Origin of the sequence: Aeromonas sp. S8(2024) (assembly GCF_041403085.1) — a bacterium.
GTDB lineage: Bacteria > Pseudomonadota > Gammaproteobacteria > Enterobacterales > Aeromonadaceae > Aeromonas > Aeromonas dhakensis.
Genome location: NZ_JBGLRF010000007.1, coordinates 161,156 through 178,231, shown reverse-complemented (window position 1 = coordinate 178,231; position 17,076 = coordinate 161,156). Strand labels below are relative to the sequence as shown.

Genomic DNA, 17,076 nt, shown 5'->3' with positions numbered 1-17,076 from the left:
TATCCTTCATTTTGTGTTTTTGTTTGATTTATGTTGGCGCCGTGTGCTTAATCGATGCCGTTATAACTCTTTAATTGGCCCCCTCGGTGCCAATTATCTCTGGTTGGCATGAAGCCGACTGTCTCACCACAGGATGCTGGTGGCTTTTTGGGGAACGCTGGTCGTTCACCCATTTCCTCATCGCGAGGTCACGGACGACCGCCGACGCAGCACGGCGGTTTGTCTTGCATTCGCCCGTGGAACGGGCGAGCTGAATCAATCAAAAAGGATGAACAACATGAAAGGATTATCCCTGGCGTGTGCCTTGTCGGCAGCTCTGGTCGGTGTCTCGTTTGGTGGTCCGGTACAGGCGCAGGAGCGCTTCGTGACCATAGGTACCGGCGGTCAGACCGGTGTCTACTACGTGGCGGGTCAGTCCATCTGCCGCTTCCTCAACCGCGGCGCCGCCGATCACCAGATCAAGTGCAACGCCCCGGCCAGTGGCGGCGGTGTTGCCAACGTCAACGGCATCCGCTCCGGCGAGTTCAACTTCGGCATCATGCAGTCCGACCACCAGTACAAGGCGATGAAGGGCGTCGAGCCGTTCAAGGCCGAGGGTCCGATGGATGACATCCGCGCCGTCTTCTCCCTGCAGAGCGAAGTGTTCACCATCCTGGCCCGCAAGGACGCCAAGATTGCCGGCTTCGACGATCTGAAGGGCAAGCGCGTCAACATCGGCAACCCGGGCTCCGGCCAGCGCGACACCTTCGAAGAGATCATGGCCGTCAAGGGCTGGGACAAGTCCGTGTTCAGTCTGGTCTCCGAGCTCAAACCCGCCGAGCAGGCCTCTGCCCTGGGTGACAACAACATCGACGCCATGAGCTACTTCGTTGGCCACCCCAACGGTGCCATCCAGGAAGCCTCCACCACCACCGACACCGTGCTGGTGCCGGTGACCGGCCCCGAGATCGACAAGTTGCTGGCCGAGAAGAGCTACTACAGCAAGGCCGAGATCCCGGGTGGTCTGTACAAGGGCAGCCCGAACCCGACCCCGTCCATCGGTGGCAAGGCCGTACTCTCCACCAGCGCCAAGGCCGATCCGGAAGTGGTCTACCAGCTGGTCAAGTCCGTGTTCGACAACCTGGATCGCTTCAAGCGCCTGCACCCGGCCTTCGCCGACCTGAAGGAAGCCGACATGATCAAGGTGGGTCTCTCCGCCCCGCTGCATGAAGGCGCGGTGCGCTACTACAAGGAACGTGGCTGGATGTAATCCGGTTGCGGTTTCGGATGTGCCCCAGACTCGCTCCTCCCTCGGGGGGGCGAGTCTCATTTATTGCAGTACCAACAGAGCCACACTATGCAGCAAACACAACAACAAGAGGCGCTCTCGGCCGAGGAGCTGATCGCCCAGGATGTGGGAGCCCGCCTGCCGGTGGGCACCATGAGCTGGATCATCGCGGGTCTTGCGCTGATCTGGTCCCTGTTCCAGCTCTGGATCGCTTCGCCGCTGCCGTTCTCTCTCGGCATCGGTGTTCTCAACGACACTGAAACACGCTCGATTCACCTGGCTTTCGCCATCCTGCTCGCCTATCTGGTGTTCCCGGCCATGCGCAGCTCGCCGCGCGACCGGGTGCCGCTCGGTGACATCGCCCTTGGCCTCATCGGCGCCGCCGTCGCCAGCTACCTGTTCATCATGTATGAGCAGCTGGCCCAGCGCCCCGGCAACCTGACCACCATGGACTTCGTGGTCGCCTGTATCGGCATTCCGCTGCTGCTGGAAGCCGCCCGCCGTGCCCTCGGCCCGGCCCTGGCGGTGATCGCCATCGTCTTCCTGGCCTACAGCCTGGCCGGCCCCTGGATGCCCTCCCTGCTGGCCCACCGCGGGGTGAGCCTGCATGCGCTGGCCAACCACCAATGGATCACCACCGAAGGGGTGTTCGGCATCGCCCTCGGGGTCTCCACCAGCTTCGTCTTCCTGTTCGTGTTGTTTGGCGCCCTGCTCGAGCGTGCCGGTGCGGGCCACTACTTCATCCAGCTCGCCTTCAGCCTGCTCGGCCACCTGCGCGGCGGCCCGGCCAAGGCAGCCGTGGTGGCCTCTGCCCTGACCGGCGTCATCTCCGGCTCCTCCATCGCCAACGTGGTGACCACCGGCACCTTCACCATCCCCATGATGAAACGGGTCGGCTTCTCCAAGGAGAAGGCCGGCGCGGTGGAAGTGGCCTCCTCGGTCAACGGCCAGATCATGCCCCCGGTCATGGGCGCCGCCGCCTTCCTGATGGTGGAGTACGTCGGCATTCCCTATGTGGAGATCATCAAGCACGCCTTCCTGCCGGCGGCCATCTCCTACATCGCCCTGCTCTACATAGTGCACCTCGAGGCGCTCAAGCTCGGCATGCAGCCCATCGGCAACCGTCAGCCGCGCCCCTGGCTGCGTCGCCTGACCGGCTTCGCCTTCGGTGCCGCTCTCATCAGCGGCCTCTCCATGGCGGTCTACTATGGCTTGGGCTGGCTCAAGCCGGCGCTGGGCGACTACGCCCTGCCGGGGATCGGCGTGCTGCTGGCCGCCGCCTACCTGGGACTGCTGAAGATCGCCGCCAGCAACGAGCCGTTGCCGTCGGAAGATCCGGACAAGCCGCTGGACGAGCTGCCGGAAACCCGCGCCGTGCTGCTCTCCGGCCTGCACTTCCTGCTGCCGGTAGTGGTGCTGGTGTGGTGTCTGATGGTGGAGCGCCTCTCCCCGGGCCTGTCGGCCTTCTGGGGCTCGGTGATGCTGATCATCATACTGCTGACCCAGCGCCCGCTGCTGAACTGGCTGCGCACCGATGGCAAGCATGACTACGGCAGCTTCACCGACGGCGTGGTGGATCTGCGCGAGGGGCTGATCGCCGGTGCCCGCAACATGATCGGCATCGGCATCGCCACCGCCACCGCCGGCATCATAGTCGGGGCCGTCTCCCAGACCGGCGTCGGCCTGGTGCTGGCGGATCTGGTGGAGTTCCTCTCCATGGGCAACCTGCTGCTGATGCTGCTGCTGACCGCCCTGCTGAGCCTGATCCTCGGCATGGGCTTGCCCACCACCGCCAACTACATAGTGGTGTCGAGCCTGCTGGCGCCGGTAATCGTCACCCTGGGGCAGCAGAACGGCCTCATCGTGCCGCTTATCGCCGTGCACCTGTTCGTCTTCTACTTCGGCATCATGGCCGACGTGACCCCGCCGGTGGGGCTGGCCTCGTTCGCCGCGGCTGCCGTCTCCAAGGGCGACCCCATCAAGACCGGGATCACGGCGTTCTACTACAGCCTGCGCACCGCGGCACTGCCGTTCCTGTTCATCTTCAACACCGACCTGCTGCTCATCAACGTGGACTTCGCCCACGGCGTGCTGATCTTCATCGTGGCCACCATCGCCATGCTGATCTTCGCCGCCGCCACCCAGGGCTACTTCCTGGTGAAGAGCCGCTGGTACGAGAGCGTGCTGCTGCTGCTGGTGGCCTTCACCCTGTTCCGTCCCGGCTTCTGGATGGACATGCTGCACGACCCGTATCGCGACGCCGCGCCAGCCGAGCTGGCCCAGACCATGGGCCAGGTGGAGGCCGAGAGCACCCTGCGCCTGCGGATGGAAGGGGAAGATGCGGTGGGCAAGCTGCGCCGCTTCACCGTGCTGCTGCCGGTGCCGGATGGCGCGAGCGGTGAGGATCGTCTGGCCAAGCTGGGGATCCAGACCTATGAGCAGGACGGCAAGATCCTGATCGACAGCGTCACCTTCGGCAGCCAGGCCGCCGAGCTGGGGCTGGAGATGGATCAGCAGATCCTGAGCGTCAAGGCGCCCACCGAGCGCTGGCCCAAGGAGCTGATGTGGCTGCCGGGCTTCCTGCTGTTCGGTGCCGTGATCTGGCTGCAGCGGCGCCGTCAGGCACGCTGATCCCGCACCCAATAAAAACGGCGCCACGATGGCGCCGTTTTTATTTACCCCGTGTGGGGTTATTCCTGCGGAGCTTGCTTTTGCGGCAGGTTGAAAGGTTGTTGCTTCACCTGGCTCAGTTCCGGCTGCTCTCAGACTTATTCAACGCGGCACATCATGATATCTATACGGGCCGCGGGAGGGCTTATTCTTGCGGATCCTGCTCCTGCAGCAGGCTCAGGGTCTGTTGCTCCACCTGGCTCAATCCCAGCTGCTCGCAGGCCTGCTCAAAGCTGATTCCCAAGTGACACATCATGATGTCTGATACCGGGAGGGCTTATTCTTGCGGATCCTGCTCCTGCAGCAGGCTCAGGGTCTGTTGCTCCACCTGGCTCAATCCCAGCTGTTCGCAGGCTTGCTCAAAGCTGATTCCCAAGTGGCACATCATGATGTCGATGGCGGGCAGATAGTTTCTCATTGCTTCTTCCATGGTGATCCTCCGAACCCGTTCCTTATGCCCGAACCGGGTGTGCGGGACAATTAGACTTTAGGCGTAGAGTGCTCGTTTGCTGAGCGCCTCTGCCACTGGCCGGGGGAATTTGTTACTCTGCCTGTCAGCAAGAAGATGTTGCCGTATGACTGCGAGCGACACGTGAGGAGCAGGGCATGTTATTGAGTTTCTTGATCATCGCATCGGGCTGGTGGCACATTCGTGCGGCCTACGGCTCAGACTCCCGTCAGTTCTACATCAGCAAGCCGCTGACCATGCTGCTCATCATAGCGCTGGCGTTCGGCTATCAGGGCTATGACCACGACGGCTCCCACGCCTGGATCCTGCTCGGTCTCTGCCTGTCGCTGGCCGGCGACGTGCTGCTGATGTTGCCGAGCGATCGCTTCATCCAGGGGCTGGCGGCATTTCTTGTCGCGCACCTCTGCTACATCGTCGGCTTCGCCCAGGGGCCGCTGGTGCTGAACCTGGTGGATGGCCTGCTGTTGCTGCTGGTGGCCGGCATGGTGTTCGGCCTGTTGTGGGGCAAGCTCGGGGAGATGAAGATCCCCGTCTTCTGCTACATGTTGGTGATCATCGGCATGGCCTGGGTGGCCGCCGGTGCCTGGCACGCCTCCCTCACCGCCGGCAGCGCCGCCGCCCTGGTGGGGGCGCTGATGTTCCTGTTCTCCGACAGCATGCTGGCGCTGGACCGCTTCCGTCGCCCCTTCCCCCATGCCACCGCCTGGGTGATGAGCAGCTACTTCGCCGCCCAGTTCCTGATCGCCGCCTCGCTGGCGGGTTGACTGCGTCGGAGTTGTCTCCTCGCCAAGGGGAGTGTGCAGACAAAAAAACGGGCCTGCCGGCCCGTTTTGCTACTCCCTTCTCACTCTTTTCACGCCTCGACCGGTTCGGCATCCGGCGCCCTCGGGGCCGGCTGCTTGAGCAGCAGCATCAGGGCGCTAGCGATCAGCAGGAAGATACCCATCACGAAGAACACCTGGTTGTAGGCCATGATGGCCGCCTCGCGGCTGATGGTGTTCGACAGCATGGCCTGGGCCTGCAGACGGGCCAGCTCGGGGCCGGAGCCCTGGGCCATCATGCTCTGGGCCAGCTGCAACAGGTAGGCCTGTCCCTCTATGCTGGTGGCGGCCAGGGTACTGCCGATCTGGCTGACATGGGTGCGGGTGTCGTTGTCGATCAGGGTCGCGATGATGGCGATGCCGAAGGCGCCGCCCAGATTGCGCAGCACGTTGAGCAGGGTAGAGGAGGAGGGGATCTCGTCCGGCGTCAGGCTGGCGGTCGCCACCAGGGAGAGCGGCACCATGATGAAGGGCTGCCCCAGCGCCCGCACTATGAGCGACTGGATCAGCTGGGGCCCGGCGTAATCCGCACTCATGTTCATGTTCATGAAGCAGCTGACGGCGAACACCAGAAAGCCGAAGCTCACCAGATAGCGCGGATCTATCTTGTGGGTCAATTTGGGCACCAGTGGCAGCACCAGCAACTGCGGCAGCCCCATCCACATTAGCACCTCGCCGATTTCCAGGGCGTTGTAGTTGTGGATCTGGGTCATGTAGAGGGGCAGCACATAGATGGAGCCCATCAACGCCATGCCGAGCACCAGGTAGGCGAAGCAGGCCAGCGCGAAGCGCGGGTTGTGCAGCAGCCGCAGGTTGACCAGCGGGTGGCGGCGCAGCAGCTGGCTGATGACGAAGAACACCAGCGCCACTACCGAGATGACGGTGAGCCGCACGATGAAGCTGGAACCGAACCAGTCCTCCCGGTTGCCCTCTTCCAGCACCACTTCCAACAGGCCAAGCCCCACCGCCATGGTAAGGATGCCGATGAGATCCACCCGCTTGATCACCTCCCAGTCCACCGGCTTCTTGTCCAGCCCGTGGGCCAGCATGGCCATCACCAGCAGTCCCGGCGGCACGTTCAGGTAGAAGATGTAGTGCCAGGACATCTGTTCGGTCAGCCAGCCGCCCAGGGTCGGGCCGATGGCGGGGGCGAAGGTGGCGCACAGGCCGAACAGCGCCATGCCGGTGGCCCGCTTGTGCAGCGGCAGCAGACTGACGATGAGGGAGAAGGCCATCGGGATCAGCGCCCCGCCGGTGAAGCCCTGCAGCGCCCGAAAGACGATCATGCTGGTGAGGTTCCAGCTGAACGAGCAGAGCACGGAGGCGATGATGAAGGCGCCTGTGGTCCACAGCAGGTAGCGCCGCACACTCAAGCCCCGGCTCAGCCAGCCGCTCAACGGGATGGCGATCATCTCCGCCACCAGATAGGAGGTGGAGATCCAGGAGCTCTCGCTCAGGGTGGCCGACAGGGCCCCCTGAATGTCCTTCAGGGAGGCGTTGGTGATCTGGATGTCGAGGATGGCCATGAAGGCGCCGATGAGGCCCCCCATGACCGCGATCCAGTTGCGGCGTGGTATGGCGTCCATCAGTTGGCGGCGACCACGGGATCAGGGCTGCGGGTATCGACGATCACCTCGGTGGAGAGGCCAGGCAGCAGCTTGCCCGCCAGGGCGCCCGGATCCGGAATGCGGATCTTCACCGGTACTCGCTGCACGATCTTGGTGAAGTTGCCGGTGGCGTTCTCCGGCGGCAGCAGGGCGAACTTGGCGCCGGTGGCCGGCGCCAGGCTGTCGATGATCCCCTCGACCGGCTGATCCGGGTAGGCATCCAGGATCACCTCCACCTTCTGGCCGGGCTGCATGTGGAGCAGCTGGGTCTCCTTGAAGTTGGCCTCGACCCACACCTGCTGCAGCGGCACCAGGCTGGCCACCTGCATGCCGGACTGGACGTAGAGCCCCGCCCGCAGACTGCGCTTGCCAATGATGCCGTCGGCCGGTGCCCGCAGCTCGGTATAGGCAAGCTCCAGCTTGGCCTGTTCCAGCTGGGCGGCGCTCAATGCCAGCTTGGCCTGGTTCTGCTTGGCCTCGGCATCCAGCACCAGCAGCCGCTCGCGGGCGGCCTGCAGGGCCGCTTTGGCCTCCTGCTCCTGGGCCTGATTGACCTGCAGGCCGGCACGCACCTCGTCCAGGCTGTCCTGCGAACTGTAGTGGCGCTGGTTGAGCTGGCTGACGCGGCGCACCTGCTGCTGGGCCCGCACCTGTTCGGCATTGGCCGAGCTGACCTTGGCTTCCGCCTGGCGAATGAGGCTCAGCTGCTGGGTGCGGGTGGCGGCGAGATTTTCCGCCGTCGCCTGGTTGAGGCGCAGGTCGGCTTCGGCCTCGGCCACCTTGGTCTTGTACTCCCGGTCGTCGAGGCGGGCGATGAGCTGGCCGGCCTTCACCGGCTGGTTGTCGGTCACCAGCACTTCGCTGATGTAGCCGGAGAGCTTGGAGCCGATGCCGGTCACCTCGCTCTGCAGGTAGGCGTTGTCGGTGCTCTCGAAGTAGCGGCCGTGCAGATACCAGTAACCGGCAAACAGCAGGCCGAGCAGGGCCAGTATCATGGCGGCCAGCAGGGGGATCTTCTTGTGTTGACTCATGTGGGGGATTCCTGAACTTAAGAGAGGCAGGCTAACACTGGCCAACTGTTTCGATTAGTATCCATTTATGAGATATACAGTTTCACTGGTGCAACAATGGATCTGAACGCTGCATTGATTCTAGTGCGGATCGTCGACAAGGGTTCCTTCACGGCGGCCGCCCAGGAGCTGGGCATGACCAAGGCGACGGTGAGTCGGCGCATCGCCGAGCTGGAGCAGCGCCTCGGCGTGCGGCTGCTCTACCGCTCGACCCGCCAGCTCACCCTGACCGAGGCGGGCGAGCAGTACTATCTGCGCTGCAGCAAGGCGGTGGACGAGCTGGCCCAGGCCGAGCTGATGGTGAGCGCCAGCCAGCAGGAGGTGACTGGCACCCTCAAGCTGGCGGTGCCCATTGAGGCAGGGCAGCTGGTGGTAGGGCGACTGGTGGCGGAGTTTCTGCAGGCCTATCCCGGTCTGCAGGTGGAGCTGGAGCTGACCAATCGCATCGTGGATCCCATCAACGAGGGGCTGGATGCGATCGTGCGGATCGGCGACATGAGCGACTCGAACCTGGCAGCACGGCGGCTGTGGAGCAATGCCCGCCTGATCTGTGCCAGCCCGGCGTACCTGGCGCGCAGCCCCGGCATCACTCATCCCGAGGATCTGGTGCAACATGAACGGGTGGCGGTGACCAGCGGTTTTTTGGCCTCGCACTGGTGCTTCGAGCGGGATGACAAGGAGGTGCTGGTTGACCCTCCCTCCCGCTTTCGGGTTAATAATATAACCTGTGCCCGAGAGGCGGCGAAGGCCGGGCTGGGGCTCGCCTCTCTGCCCGCCATGCTCTGCCACGAGGAGCTGGCGAGCGGGACCTTGGTGTCCGTGCTGCCCGAGTGGCAGCAGCCCAGGGTACCCATTTACCTGCTGTTTCCGGAGCGGCGACTGATGCCGCGAAAATTGCGGGTGTTCATCGATTTCATCGTGGCCAAGGGGGCCGACTACGGCATAGACACCCTGCTGTAGCCGGCCAGAGTCGGTGCCGTGGTAACTGCATCGTGGGGGGATCTGAGGGGGAAGACATGGATCACTGGATCAATCTGTATCGGGCTTCCCATTCGCTGGAGGCCCACGCCCTGAAAGGGGCGCTGGAAGTGGAAGGGGTGCCGGTGCGGCTCAATGGCGAGGCGCTGTCGGGCGCCCTGGGCGAACTGCCGGTGGACATGCTGCAGGTGACCCTGATGGTGCGCGAGCAGGATCGCAGCAAGGCGGGACGGGTCATCGAACGCTATCAACAGCGTCAGGGCAACGGCTGGCTGTGCGGTCAGTGCGGGGAGGAGAACGGCGCCAACTTCGATGTCTGCTGGCGCTGTCACCACGATCCCCACGAAAATTAATCGCTCGCCCTGCCTCAGCGCAGGGTGAAGTCGATGTCCTCCCCCGCGCTGGCGTCGTGATAGGTCGTCAGATCCAGCTCCCGCTCGCTGCGGGCAATCAATACGGAAACCAGAATATCGCCGGAGACGTTGACCGTGGTGCGCGCCATGTCGAGGATCCGGTCGATCCCGGCGATCAGTGCCACCCCCTCCAGCGGCAGTCCCACTGCGGTCAGGGTCAGCGTCAGCAGCATCAGGCCGGTGCCCGGCGTGCCCGCTGTGCCGATACTGGCCAGGGTGGCGATGCTGATGATGGTCAGGTAATCCACCAGGTGCAGATCCACCCCGAAGGCCTGAGCCACGAACAGGGCGGTCACCCCCTGATAGAGGGCGGTACCGTCCATGTTGATGGTGGCGCCGATGGGCAACACCTTGGCGGTGATGGCGGGGGAGACCCCGAGCCGGCGCTCGGCGCAGGCCAGGCTGATGGGCAGGGTGCTGTTGCTGGAGCTGCTGGTGAAGGCCACCGCCTGGGCATCGACGATGCTCTTGAAGTAGTGCAGCGGATTGAGGCGGGCCAGCAGGATCAGCAGGCTGCTGTAGACGCCGAGCACGTGCAGCAGGCAGCCGAGGTAGACGGCGCCGATCACCTTGAGCAGCGGCAGCAGCAGGCTCATGCCGTACTTGCCGGTCATCCAGGCCATCAGGGCGCAGACACCGTAAGGGGCCAGCGCCATTACCATCTGGGTCAGCTTGAACATCCCCTCCGCCAGCGAGGTGAAGAAGAGGATGGCGGGGCGGCCGCGCCGACCGGTGGCGTTGAGGGCGAGGGCGAGGGCCACCGCGAACACGATCACCTGCAGGATCTTGCCATCCACCATGGCCTGCACCGGGTTGCGCGGCACCAGGTGGCTCAGCACGCTGGCCAGGGTGGGGGACTCCGTCATGCCGACCCGCTCATAGGGTCCCATATTGGCACCCATGCCGGGTTCCAGCAGCCAGCCCATCATCAGGCCGATGCAGATGGCGACAGCGGTGGAACAGAGGTAGAGGCCGATGGCCTTGCCGGCGATGCGGTCGAGGGCCTTGCCCTTGAGCAGCGAGGTGAGGCCGGCGATGACCGAACAGAAGATGAGGGGCACCATCAGCATCTGGATGGTGTTGACGAATAGCACGCCAATGGGTTTGAGCAGCAATGCCTGTTCGCTGAAAACGGCGCCGAGCCCGATCCCCGTTAGCATGCCGAGCAGGGTCTTCAACCAGAGCGGACGGCGGGTCCAGATCCGCCAGGGTTTGAAAGCCAGTCCATGGAACAGCATGACGCCAATGTCCTTATATTCGGTCTGCGGTGGCAAAAAGGGGCGTTAGTGTAGCCATCCCCTGCTCAGGTTGCCACATTATCGACAAAGCCGTGACCATCACCAGTGCGGGGGCAGGGAAATCGGCAATTTGTTGGCCTATATCAAGGTCGTCGGCAGTGGGGCAGGATTTAATAGGCATCAAATATGTCTATTCAAGAGGTTTGCAATGACTCAATCGGTACACGGTCACGAAGTGATGGAGATGATGTTGGCGCAGGGCGGCCAGTTCACCCGGGCCAGCCTCAAGCAGGCCATCGACGCACGCTTCGGGGCGGATGCCCGTTTCCACACCTGCAGCGCCAGCGAGATGGATGCCGAGGCCCTGATCGACTTCCTGGCCAAACGCGGCAAGTTCATCGAATCGGAGCAGGGTTTCCAGACCCGCGCCGACAAGATCTGCAACCACGGTTGATCCCCGCCGGCGAGCGCCTGCCGCGCTCGCCGAATCCCGCCGCCTTTGTTATATTCGCCCTCTTTCCCCTCCTCTGTTGAAGGCTTGGCCTGGGCGTTGTATGGATACTTTCTCCGCTGCCGTCATGTTGTTTCTGATCATGGATCCGCTGGGCAACCTGCCGGTCTTTCTGTCGATCCTCCGTCATATCGATCCCAAGCGACGCCGCAAGGTGATGATGCGGGAGCTGCTGTTCTCGCTGGTGATCATGATGGCCTTCCTGTTCGTCGGACAGCAGATCCTCAATTTCCTCAACCTGCGCCAGGAGGCGGTCAGCATCGCCGGCGGCATCATACTGTTCCTCATTGCCATCAAGATGATCTTCCCGAGTGAAGGGGGGGTGACCGGGCTGGCCGCGGGGGAGGAGCCCTTCTTGGTGCCCATGGCGATCCCCATGATTGCCGGCCCCTCGATCCTGGCCTCCTTGCTGTTGCTGGCCAACCAGGAGCCGACCCGGATGGCGGACTGGTCGCTGGCCCTGCTGATGGCTTGGGGCGCTAGCGCGGTGATCCTGATGTTCTACGAGGTCTTCAACAAGCTGCTGGGTGAGCGAGGACTCACCGCGGTGGAGCGTCTGATGGGCATGCTGCTGGTGATGATCTCGGTGCAGATGCTGCTCGACGGGGTGCATCACTACCTGGCGGTGACCGGTCAGAACTGATCGGCCGACAGGCCAATAGAAAAGACACGGGGCTCGACGAGCCCCGTTTTTTTGCCTGTGATCCGGCGTGGTGATCGTCAGGGTCTTGCGGCCCTGTGCCGACAATCAGGCCGGTTCGGCCGCTGTTGGCTCCAGCTTGCCCATGATCAGCGCCAGCAGAGTTTCCCGCAGCCAGCGGTGGCCAGGATCCTCCTCGTGGCGCTGATGCCAGATCAGCAAATGGGAGATGCTGTCCAGCGCGATGGGCAGCGGCAGCGGCACCAGCGGATAGACCTGGGTGGCGTGGCGGGCGTAGAGCCGGGAGAGGGTCACTATCATGTCCGAATGCATGCCCATCCGCAGCGCCGCCTCGAAGGAGGGCACGGTCGCCTCGATGCGGCGATAGAGATCCTGCTCCGCCAGCTTGTGATCCAGCATCCAGCGGTCCCTCCCTTCGCAATAGGTCTGCACGTGGGGATAGGCAAGGTAGCGGGTGAGATCCCACTCGGGTTCGTGCAGGGCGGGGTGGTCGTGCTGCACCAGGCAGGTCAGATCGTCGATGGCGAGCAGCCGCTGGCAGATGGCGTTGGGCAGGGTGTCGAGCCGAAAGTCAGAATTGATGCAGTTTTCCCGCACCGTGAAGGCGATGTCTACCTGGCCCTGGCTCATCTCGGTCAGACTGTTCTCGGTCCACTCCTCGTAGCGCAGCCGGATGCCGGGGGCCTGTCGTTTCAGCTCGCTCAGGTAGAGCGGGGCGAACAGGGTGAAGGCGCTGTCCATGCTGGCGATGACGAACTCCCGCTCGGTGGTGGTCGGGTCAAAATCCGGCGGCTGGATCAGGTTGTCCAGCGACAGCAGGATCGGCTGCAGTTGCTGCTGCAGGCTGAGGGCGCGTGCGGTGGGTTCCAGCCCGTAGGCCGAGCGCACGAACAGGGGATCGTCGAAGGTTTCCCGCAGCCGGCCGAGCGCCTTGCTGACGGCAGATTGGCTCAGATGCAGGCGACGGGCCGCCCGGCTGCCGTTTCGTTCCTCCAGCAAAACTTGCAGGATTATCAATAGATTGAGGTCGATACGCCCCAGCTGTTCCAGCAACATGATATGAATCCTCTTCAATTCTTAGATGAATTTATACCATTTGTTTTCATATCTAGGCGAACTTATGCTCGAAACGTCTCTCGCCTTCAATGGCGGCTGGTACAGGATGTAGTGGTTGAGGGGACAAGTAGCATCAAGCAATACGGCGGCCTTCGGGTCGCCGTATTTTTTGGTGATTTATTTGCAAACTTGCGCCTGTCTTGATTTTGCCCAACAATCTTTGCGCCTTCTTTTGATACAAACGATCGGTATCTATCAGTCAGGAGTATCCCTATGGGACTCGGTGGAATTCATATCTGGCATTTGTTGATCCTGCTCGTCGTCGTGGTCGTGGTGTTTGGCAGCAAACGCCTGGCCGGCGCCGGGGAAGATCTGGGCACCGCCATCAGGGATTTTCGTAAAGCCTTGCGTGACGATGAATCACAGCCGAAATAAGTGGGAGTTGAATGATGTCCGTAGAAGATAAAGTGGAATTGAACGAGACCTGTGACAGCTGCGGCTGCTTCGCCGAAATTGGCACCATCATCGGCGAGGGTGACGATGTGATGGAGCTGGTGATCGAGGCCGCCGAAGAGGCCGATGCCCGCGCCAAGCTGGCCGCCTACGAGGCGCTGGCCAAGCAGGTCACCGCCGAAGCCAAGAGCAGCAGCGAACTGAGCCAGGGCGCCAACGGCGTGATCCTGAAAGCCCGCCTGCAATTCACCTGCACCGCCGAAAAACTCATTTTCGAGATGCGTGCCCGCTCTATCTGAGCCCCCTGAAAACACGGCAGGCTTGCCTGCCGTGCTGACCCTTCTGCTGTGGGTCTGCGTTCTATAGTTAGTTATCCCACAGACGGTTTTGCCCGACGCGAGTCGGCCAACAGAAGGCGATCTCATCATGGTTCAGCGCAGGCTCTTCGCCACCCCTCTCCACGTCGCTCATCACCTCTTTGACCTGCCCGGACAGCCACTGGCGGTGACGCCATGAGGCGGCGCTGGCTCTGGAGCCTGCTCTTCCTGTGGGCGCTGCCGCTGCTGGCGGCGGATCTCAAGCCGCAGCGGCTGCCCCAGCCAGGGGATCTCGCCAGCATATTGCAAAAGAAAGAGCTGAGGGCCCTGGTGGTCTATGAGCGGGGTTTCTTCTTCCTCGACAAGGGGACCCAGCACGGCATCCTGGTCAACCAGCTGCAGGGGTTCGAGCGCTGGCTGAACCAGACCTATCTGGCCAAGGAGAAGATCAAGCTCAAGATCATCTACATCCCGGTGCGCCAGGACAAGCTGCTGGACTACCTCGCCGAAGGGCGGGGCGATCTGGTGGCCGCCAACATGACGGTGACGCCGACCCGGCGCGAACAGGTGACCTTCTCCAACCCGGTGATCGCCCCCATCGAAGAGTGGGTGGTGAGCCAGCACAGCCTGCCGACCTTCAACCGCATTACCCAGCTCTCAGGCCGGCGGGTCTGGGTGCGGGCCAGCTCCAGCTATTACGAGAGCCTGCGCCAGCTCAACTGGCTGTTTCGCGAGCTGGGGCTGCCCCCTGTCTATATCGAAACCGTGCCTGAATACCTGCAGGACGGGGATCTGCTGGAGATGGTGGCGGCCGGCATCATACCGCTCACCGTGACCGACAGCTTCAAGGGGCGGATCTGGCTCGGCATGATCAGCGGGCTGCGAGCCCACAAATTGATCCCGCTGCGGGACAACGGCCGCAGCGCCTGGGCCCTGCGCAACAACAGCCCAGAGCTGCTCAAGGCGGTCAACGACTATCTGGCCGATGCCGGCAAGCGCACTCTTTACAGCGACATGGCCCTGCGTCGCCTGCTGGCTCGCAACGACCAGATGAGCAACATACTGGCGCCGGATCCGCTGGGCCGGTTGTCGACCATCCGCAAGGTGCTGGAGCAGCAGGCCGACAAGTACCGGCTGGACTGGCTGATGCTGGCGGCGCTGGCCTACAAGGAGTCTGGCCTCAATGCCAATATCCGTTCCGAACGGGGGGCGGTGGGGATCATGCAGCTGTTGCCGAGTACCGGCAGCGAAGTGGGCATTCGCGGCGCCCGCCTCGCCAGCCTGGAGGGGAACGTGGAGGCGGCCTGCCGCTACATGCGGTTGATCCTCGACACCTATTTCAACGATCCCAAGCTGGACGTGCTCAACCGCCACCTGTTTGCACTGGCTGCCTACAATGCCGGCCCGAACCGGGTGCAGGCGCTCAGGGCCAAGGCCGAGGCCGCCGGGCTGGATCCCGACGTCTGGTTCGGCAACGTGGAGCAGCTGGTGGCCAACGAGGTGGGGCAGGGGCCCATCAACTATGTCAGCACCATCTACAAGTACTATGTGGCCTACCGCTTCAGTCTGCCCCAGCTGGAGGGCAAGGCGGCCGCCATCGAGGCGGTGGCCCAGCCCTGACGTCCGGCTAGTGCGATGGGGCGGGCGAGGTGAAAGGCTGCCAGGCCTGATCCCTGTGTTGCAGATACCAGGGGGTCAGCTGGCCGCTCGGCGAGGGATCCGGCTCACTGGCCTGCGGTCTGTGACTGATGGCGGGGCGATCCGTGAGTTCCATGGTAAATTCCTTCATCCTGTTGCTACGAGGCCCTTAGCCAGCGTTATGCCATTTCCTCATGACAGGCGGATGACGCCATGATCCCCGCTGAATTCGCCCTGATCGACCAGCCCGAGCTGGCGCTCAAGCTGCGCTGTCAGCTGATCCGCGGCGCCAGAAGCCGGATCCAGGCCCAGTACTACAGCTGGGAGGAGGACAGCAGCGGCAAGCTGCTGCTGTCGGAGCTGCTGCATGCCGCCAAACGCGGGGTGCGGGTGCAACTGCTCATTGATGACCTCTATGCCGGCGACAACCGCTTCCTGGAGATGGTGGCCCACCAGCCGGGCATCGAGATGCGTCTGTTCAATCCCTTCTGGTTGCGCGGCTGGCGGCCACTGACCCTGCTGCTGGAAGGGCTGCTCAGCTTTCGCCGCATCAATCACCGCATGCACAACAAGCTGCTGCTGGTGGATGGCAGCCAGGCGGTGATCGGTGGTCGCAATATCGGGGATCGTTACTTCGGACTCGGTGGTGCCCCCCAGTTCGTCGATCTGGATCTCGCCTGCCGCGGCCCGCTCTGCCAGCGGGTCGAGCAGGGGTTTGATCAATTCTGGCGCAGCCGCTGGAGCCACCCGATCCGCCGTCTGTTGCGCCGCCCGCTGCAACGGGCCGAGGTGCAGGTGGTGAACGACTTCCTGCTGACCCTGAACGAGCCGCAGATCGCGGCCGTCTATGACCTGCCGGCCAGCCTGTTCGATCCCGAGCCCATCCCCCTGCGCTGGCATGCCGGGCGGGCCGAGGTGTGGTTTGACCGCCCCGGCAAGGGGCTGGTATCCCGGCCCACCACGGCGCGCCTGCTCTGGCGCAAACTGGCCGACAATCAGGGCACATTGCGCCTGGTCACCCCCTATCTCATCCTGACCCGAGGTCTGCGCCGCCGACTCAGGCAGCAGCGTCAAGCGGGGGTGACCATCGACATCCTGACCAACTCCCTGGCCAGCACGGATGTGCCGCTGGTGTACGGCGCCTACCGTCGTCACCGCCCCTGGCTGATACGCCAGGGCATAGCGCTGTCGGAGCTGGAGGGGGCATCTCTCAGCCTGCACGCCAAGCTGATCCTGGTGGGGGAGGAGGAGGCACTGCTCGGCAGCTTCAATCTGGATCCGCGCTCCCTGCTGCTCAACACCGAGCTGGTGTTGCATCTGGCCTGCCCTGCGCTGTGCGCCGAGTTGCAGCAGTGGCTGACGACCTGGCAGCAGCGTTCATCCCACTCGGTGGCTGCCCCGCCCTCGACCCTGCGCCGCCTGCTGGCCAGGGTCAGCGACTGGTTGCCGTTGCAGCGCTGGTTGTGAGTGGATCACGGCTTGTGCGAGATCTCGCAAAGCCTTGTGCGCCTTCGAGGATAACGTTTGCCATCCAATGGCGATGGAGTGATTTATCGTATTGTTTTTAATCAGATTGTTTTCTGGTTGAAGTTGGATGAGCGGCAGATGCTTGCATAGATGGCCGAATATATCGGTTTTTTATTTTATTTATCTGCGTAATATTTCAACTGCAAGGACAACACGGCGGCTTGCCGTCGTGCGGAAGAGGGTCGTGAAGGGAATCGGTCGACTGGATCGCTCCAGCCGGAGCCTGCTTCAGATGGGTAGCGGAAACTCAGGAAGCAGGAGAGGAACCCGACGGGACCGGATTCCAATATGGAACATGCTATTTGCGAGGGGGTGACATGCGAGTGTCACCCCATTTTTTATGGCCTGCTGGCTGGGCTGAACAAAAAGACCGCCGATTG

General features: G+C 63.0%; 17 protein-coding genes. 11 read left to right on the top strand and 6 right to left on the bottom strand.

What is annotated here, in order from left to right; all coding sequences use genetic code 11:
• The first annotated feature begins 277 nt into the window (after positions 1-277).
• Complete coding sequence (locus tag ACB031_RS18060) at positions 278-1,249, top strand: TAXI family TRAP transporter solute-binding subunit (RefSeq protein ID WP_010635409.1); 972 nt, start codon at positions 278-280, stop codon at positions 1,247-1,249.
• An 87-nt stretch (positions 1,250-1,336) separates the two neighbouring features.
• Positions 1,337-3,898 (top strand): TRAP transporter permease, encoded by a 2,562-nt coding sequence (locus tag ACB031_RS18055; protein ID WP_371140014.1) that lies wholly within the window; start codon positions 1,337-1,339, stop codon positions 3,896-3,898.
• Positions 3,899-4,214: 316 nt separating this feature from the next.
• Here the strand turns inward: ACB031_RS18055 and ACB031_RS18050 are convergent, their stop codons facing one another.
• Positions 4,215-4,355, bottom strand: coding sequence for a hypothetical protein (locus ACB031_RS18050; RefSeq protein WP_010635406.1), 141 nt, complete (start codon positions 4,353-4,355; stop codon positions 4,215-4,217).
• Positions 4,356-4,543: 188 nt separating this feature from the next.
• On the opposite strand from ACB031_RS18050, the gene ACB031_RS18045 reads away from it, so the two are divergent.
• Entirely contained in the window at positions 4,544-5,170 is a 627-nt protein-coding gene (locus ACB031_RS18045; RefSeq protein WP_005308018.1) for a lysoplasmalogenase, read from the top strand.
• An 89-nt stretch (positions 5,171-5,259) separates the two neighbouring features.
• Here the strand turns inward: ACB031_RS18045 and ACB031_RS18040 are convergent, their stop codons facing one another.
• Together ACB031_RS18040 and ACB031_RS18035 are read right to left on the bottom strand one after the other, a co-directional pair.
• Positions 5,260-6,813 carry a DHA2 family efflux MFS transporter permease subunit gene (locus ACB031_RS18040; protein ID WP_025202374.1) on the bottom strand — a complete coding sequence of 518 codons (1,554 nt, stop codon included), beginning with the start codon at positions 6,811-6,813 and terminating at the stop codon, positions 5,260-5,262.
• Positions 6,813-7,865 carry an HlyD family secretion protein gene (locus tag ACB031_RS18035; protein ID WP_005308022.1) on the bottom strand — a complete coding sequence of 351 codons (1,053 nt, stop codon included), beginning with the start codon at positions 7,863-7,865 and terminating at the stop codon, positions 6,813-6,815. Before ACB031_RS18035 ends, ACB031_RS18040 begins: the two co-directional genes overlap by 1 nt.
• Before the next feature lie 96 nt (positions 7,866-7,961).
• On the opposite strand from ACB031_RS18035, the gene ACB031_RS18030 reads away from it, so the two are divergent.
• Both ACB031_RS18030 and ACB031_RS18025 read left to right on the top strand, forming a co-directional pair.
• Positions 7,962-8,864, top strand: a complete 903-nt coding sequence (locus tag ACB031_RS18030) for a LysR family transcriptional regulator (protein WP_208201511.1) — start codon at positions 7,962-7,964, stop codon at positions 8,862-8,864.
• Positions 8,865-8,920: 56 nt separating this feature from the next.
• Positions 8,921-9,235: a DUF2007 domain-containing protein gene (locus tag ACB031_RS18025; RefSeq protein WP_005308027.1), complete on the top strand. Its 315-nt coding sequence runs from the start codon at positions 8,921-8,923 to the stop codon at positions 9,233-9,235.
• A 14-nt stretch (positions 9,236-9,249) separates the two neighbouring features.
• Here the strand turns inward: ACB031_RS18025 and ACB031_RS18020 are convergent, their stop codons facing one another.
• Entirely contained in the window at positions 9,250-10,533 is a 1,284-nt protein-coding gene (locus ACB031_RS18020) for a dicarboxylate/amino acid:cation symporter (RefSeq protein ID WP_319870330.1), read from the bottom strand.
• A 208-nt stretch (positions 10,534-10,741) separates the two neighbouring features.
• On the opposite strand from ACB031_RS18020, the gene ACB031_RS18015 reads away from it, so the two are divergent.
• Together ACB031_RS18015 and ACB031_RS18010 are read left to right on the top strand one after the other, a co-directional pair.
• Entirely contained in the window at positions 10,742-10,987 is a 246-nt protein-coding gene (locus tag ACB031_RS18015) for a YecH family metal-binding protein (protein ID WP_017764705.1), read from the top strand.
• 100 nt (positions 10,988-11,087) lie between these two features.
• Positions 11,088-11,687: a YhgN family NAAT transporter gene (locus tag ACB031_RS18010; RefSeq protein WP_010635400.1), complete on the top strand. Its 600-nt coding sequence runs from the start codon at positions 11,088-11,090 to the stop codon at positions 11,685-11,687.
• A 105-nt stretch (positions 11,688-11,792) separates the two neighbouring features.
• On the opposite strand, the gene ACB031_RS18005 is transcribed toward ACB031_RS18010, so the two are convergent.
• Entirely contained in the window at positions 11,793-12,761 is a 969-nt protein-coding gene (locus ACB031_RS18005) for a LysR substrate-binding domain-containing protein (RefSeq protein WP_017764704.1), read from the bottom strand.
• A gap of 273 nt (positions 12,762-13,034) precedes the next feature.
• On the opposite strand from ACB031_RS18005, the gene tatA reads away from it, so the two are divergent.
• The 3 genes from tatA (at position 13,035) to ACB031_RS17990 (ending at position 15,151) form a co-directional block, all read left to right on the top strand.
• A complete protein-coding gene (gene tatA / locus ACB031_RS18000) occupies positions 13,035-13,196 on the top strand; it encodes a twin-arginine translocase TatA/TatE family subunit (protein WP_005308036.1) in 162 nt (53 codons plus the stop codon).
• A 14-nt stretch (positions 13,197-13,210) separates the two neighbouring features.
• Complete coding sequence (locus tag ACB031_RS17995) at positions 13,211-13,513, top strand: YfcZ/YiiS family protein (RefSeq protein ID WP_010635398.1); 303 nt, start codon at positions 13,211-13,213, stop codon at positions 13,511-13,513.
• 213 nt (positions 13,514-13,726) lie between these two features.
• A complete protein-coding gene (locus ACB031_RS17990) occupies positions 13,727-15,151 on the top strand; it encodes a lytic transglycosylase F (protein WP_026141109.1) in 1,425 nt (474 codons plus the stop codon).
• Positions 15,152-15,158: 7 nt separating this feature from the next.
• Here ACB031_RS17990 and ACB031_RS17985 read toward each other — a convergent pair whose 3' ends face one another.
• Complete coding sequence (locus ACB031_RS17985) at positions 15,159-15,305, bottom strand: hypothetical protein (protein WP_005308040.1); 147 nt, start codon at positions 15,303-15,305, stop codon at positions 15,159-15,161.
• A gap of 77 nt (positions 15,306-15,382) precedes the next feature.
• Here ACB031_RS17985 and ACB031_RS17980 point away from each other — a divergent pair, with 77 nt between their 5' ends.
• Positions 15,383-16,636 (top strand): phospholipase D family protein, encoded by a 1,254-nt coding sequence (locus ACB031_RS17980; RefSeq protein WP_371140013.1) that lies wholly within the window; start codon positions 15,383-15,385, stop codon positions 16,634-16,636.
• The last annotated feature ends 440 nt before the right edge of the window (positions 16,637-17,076 follow it).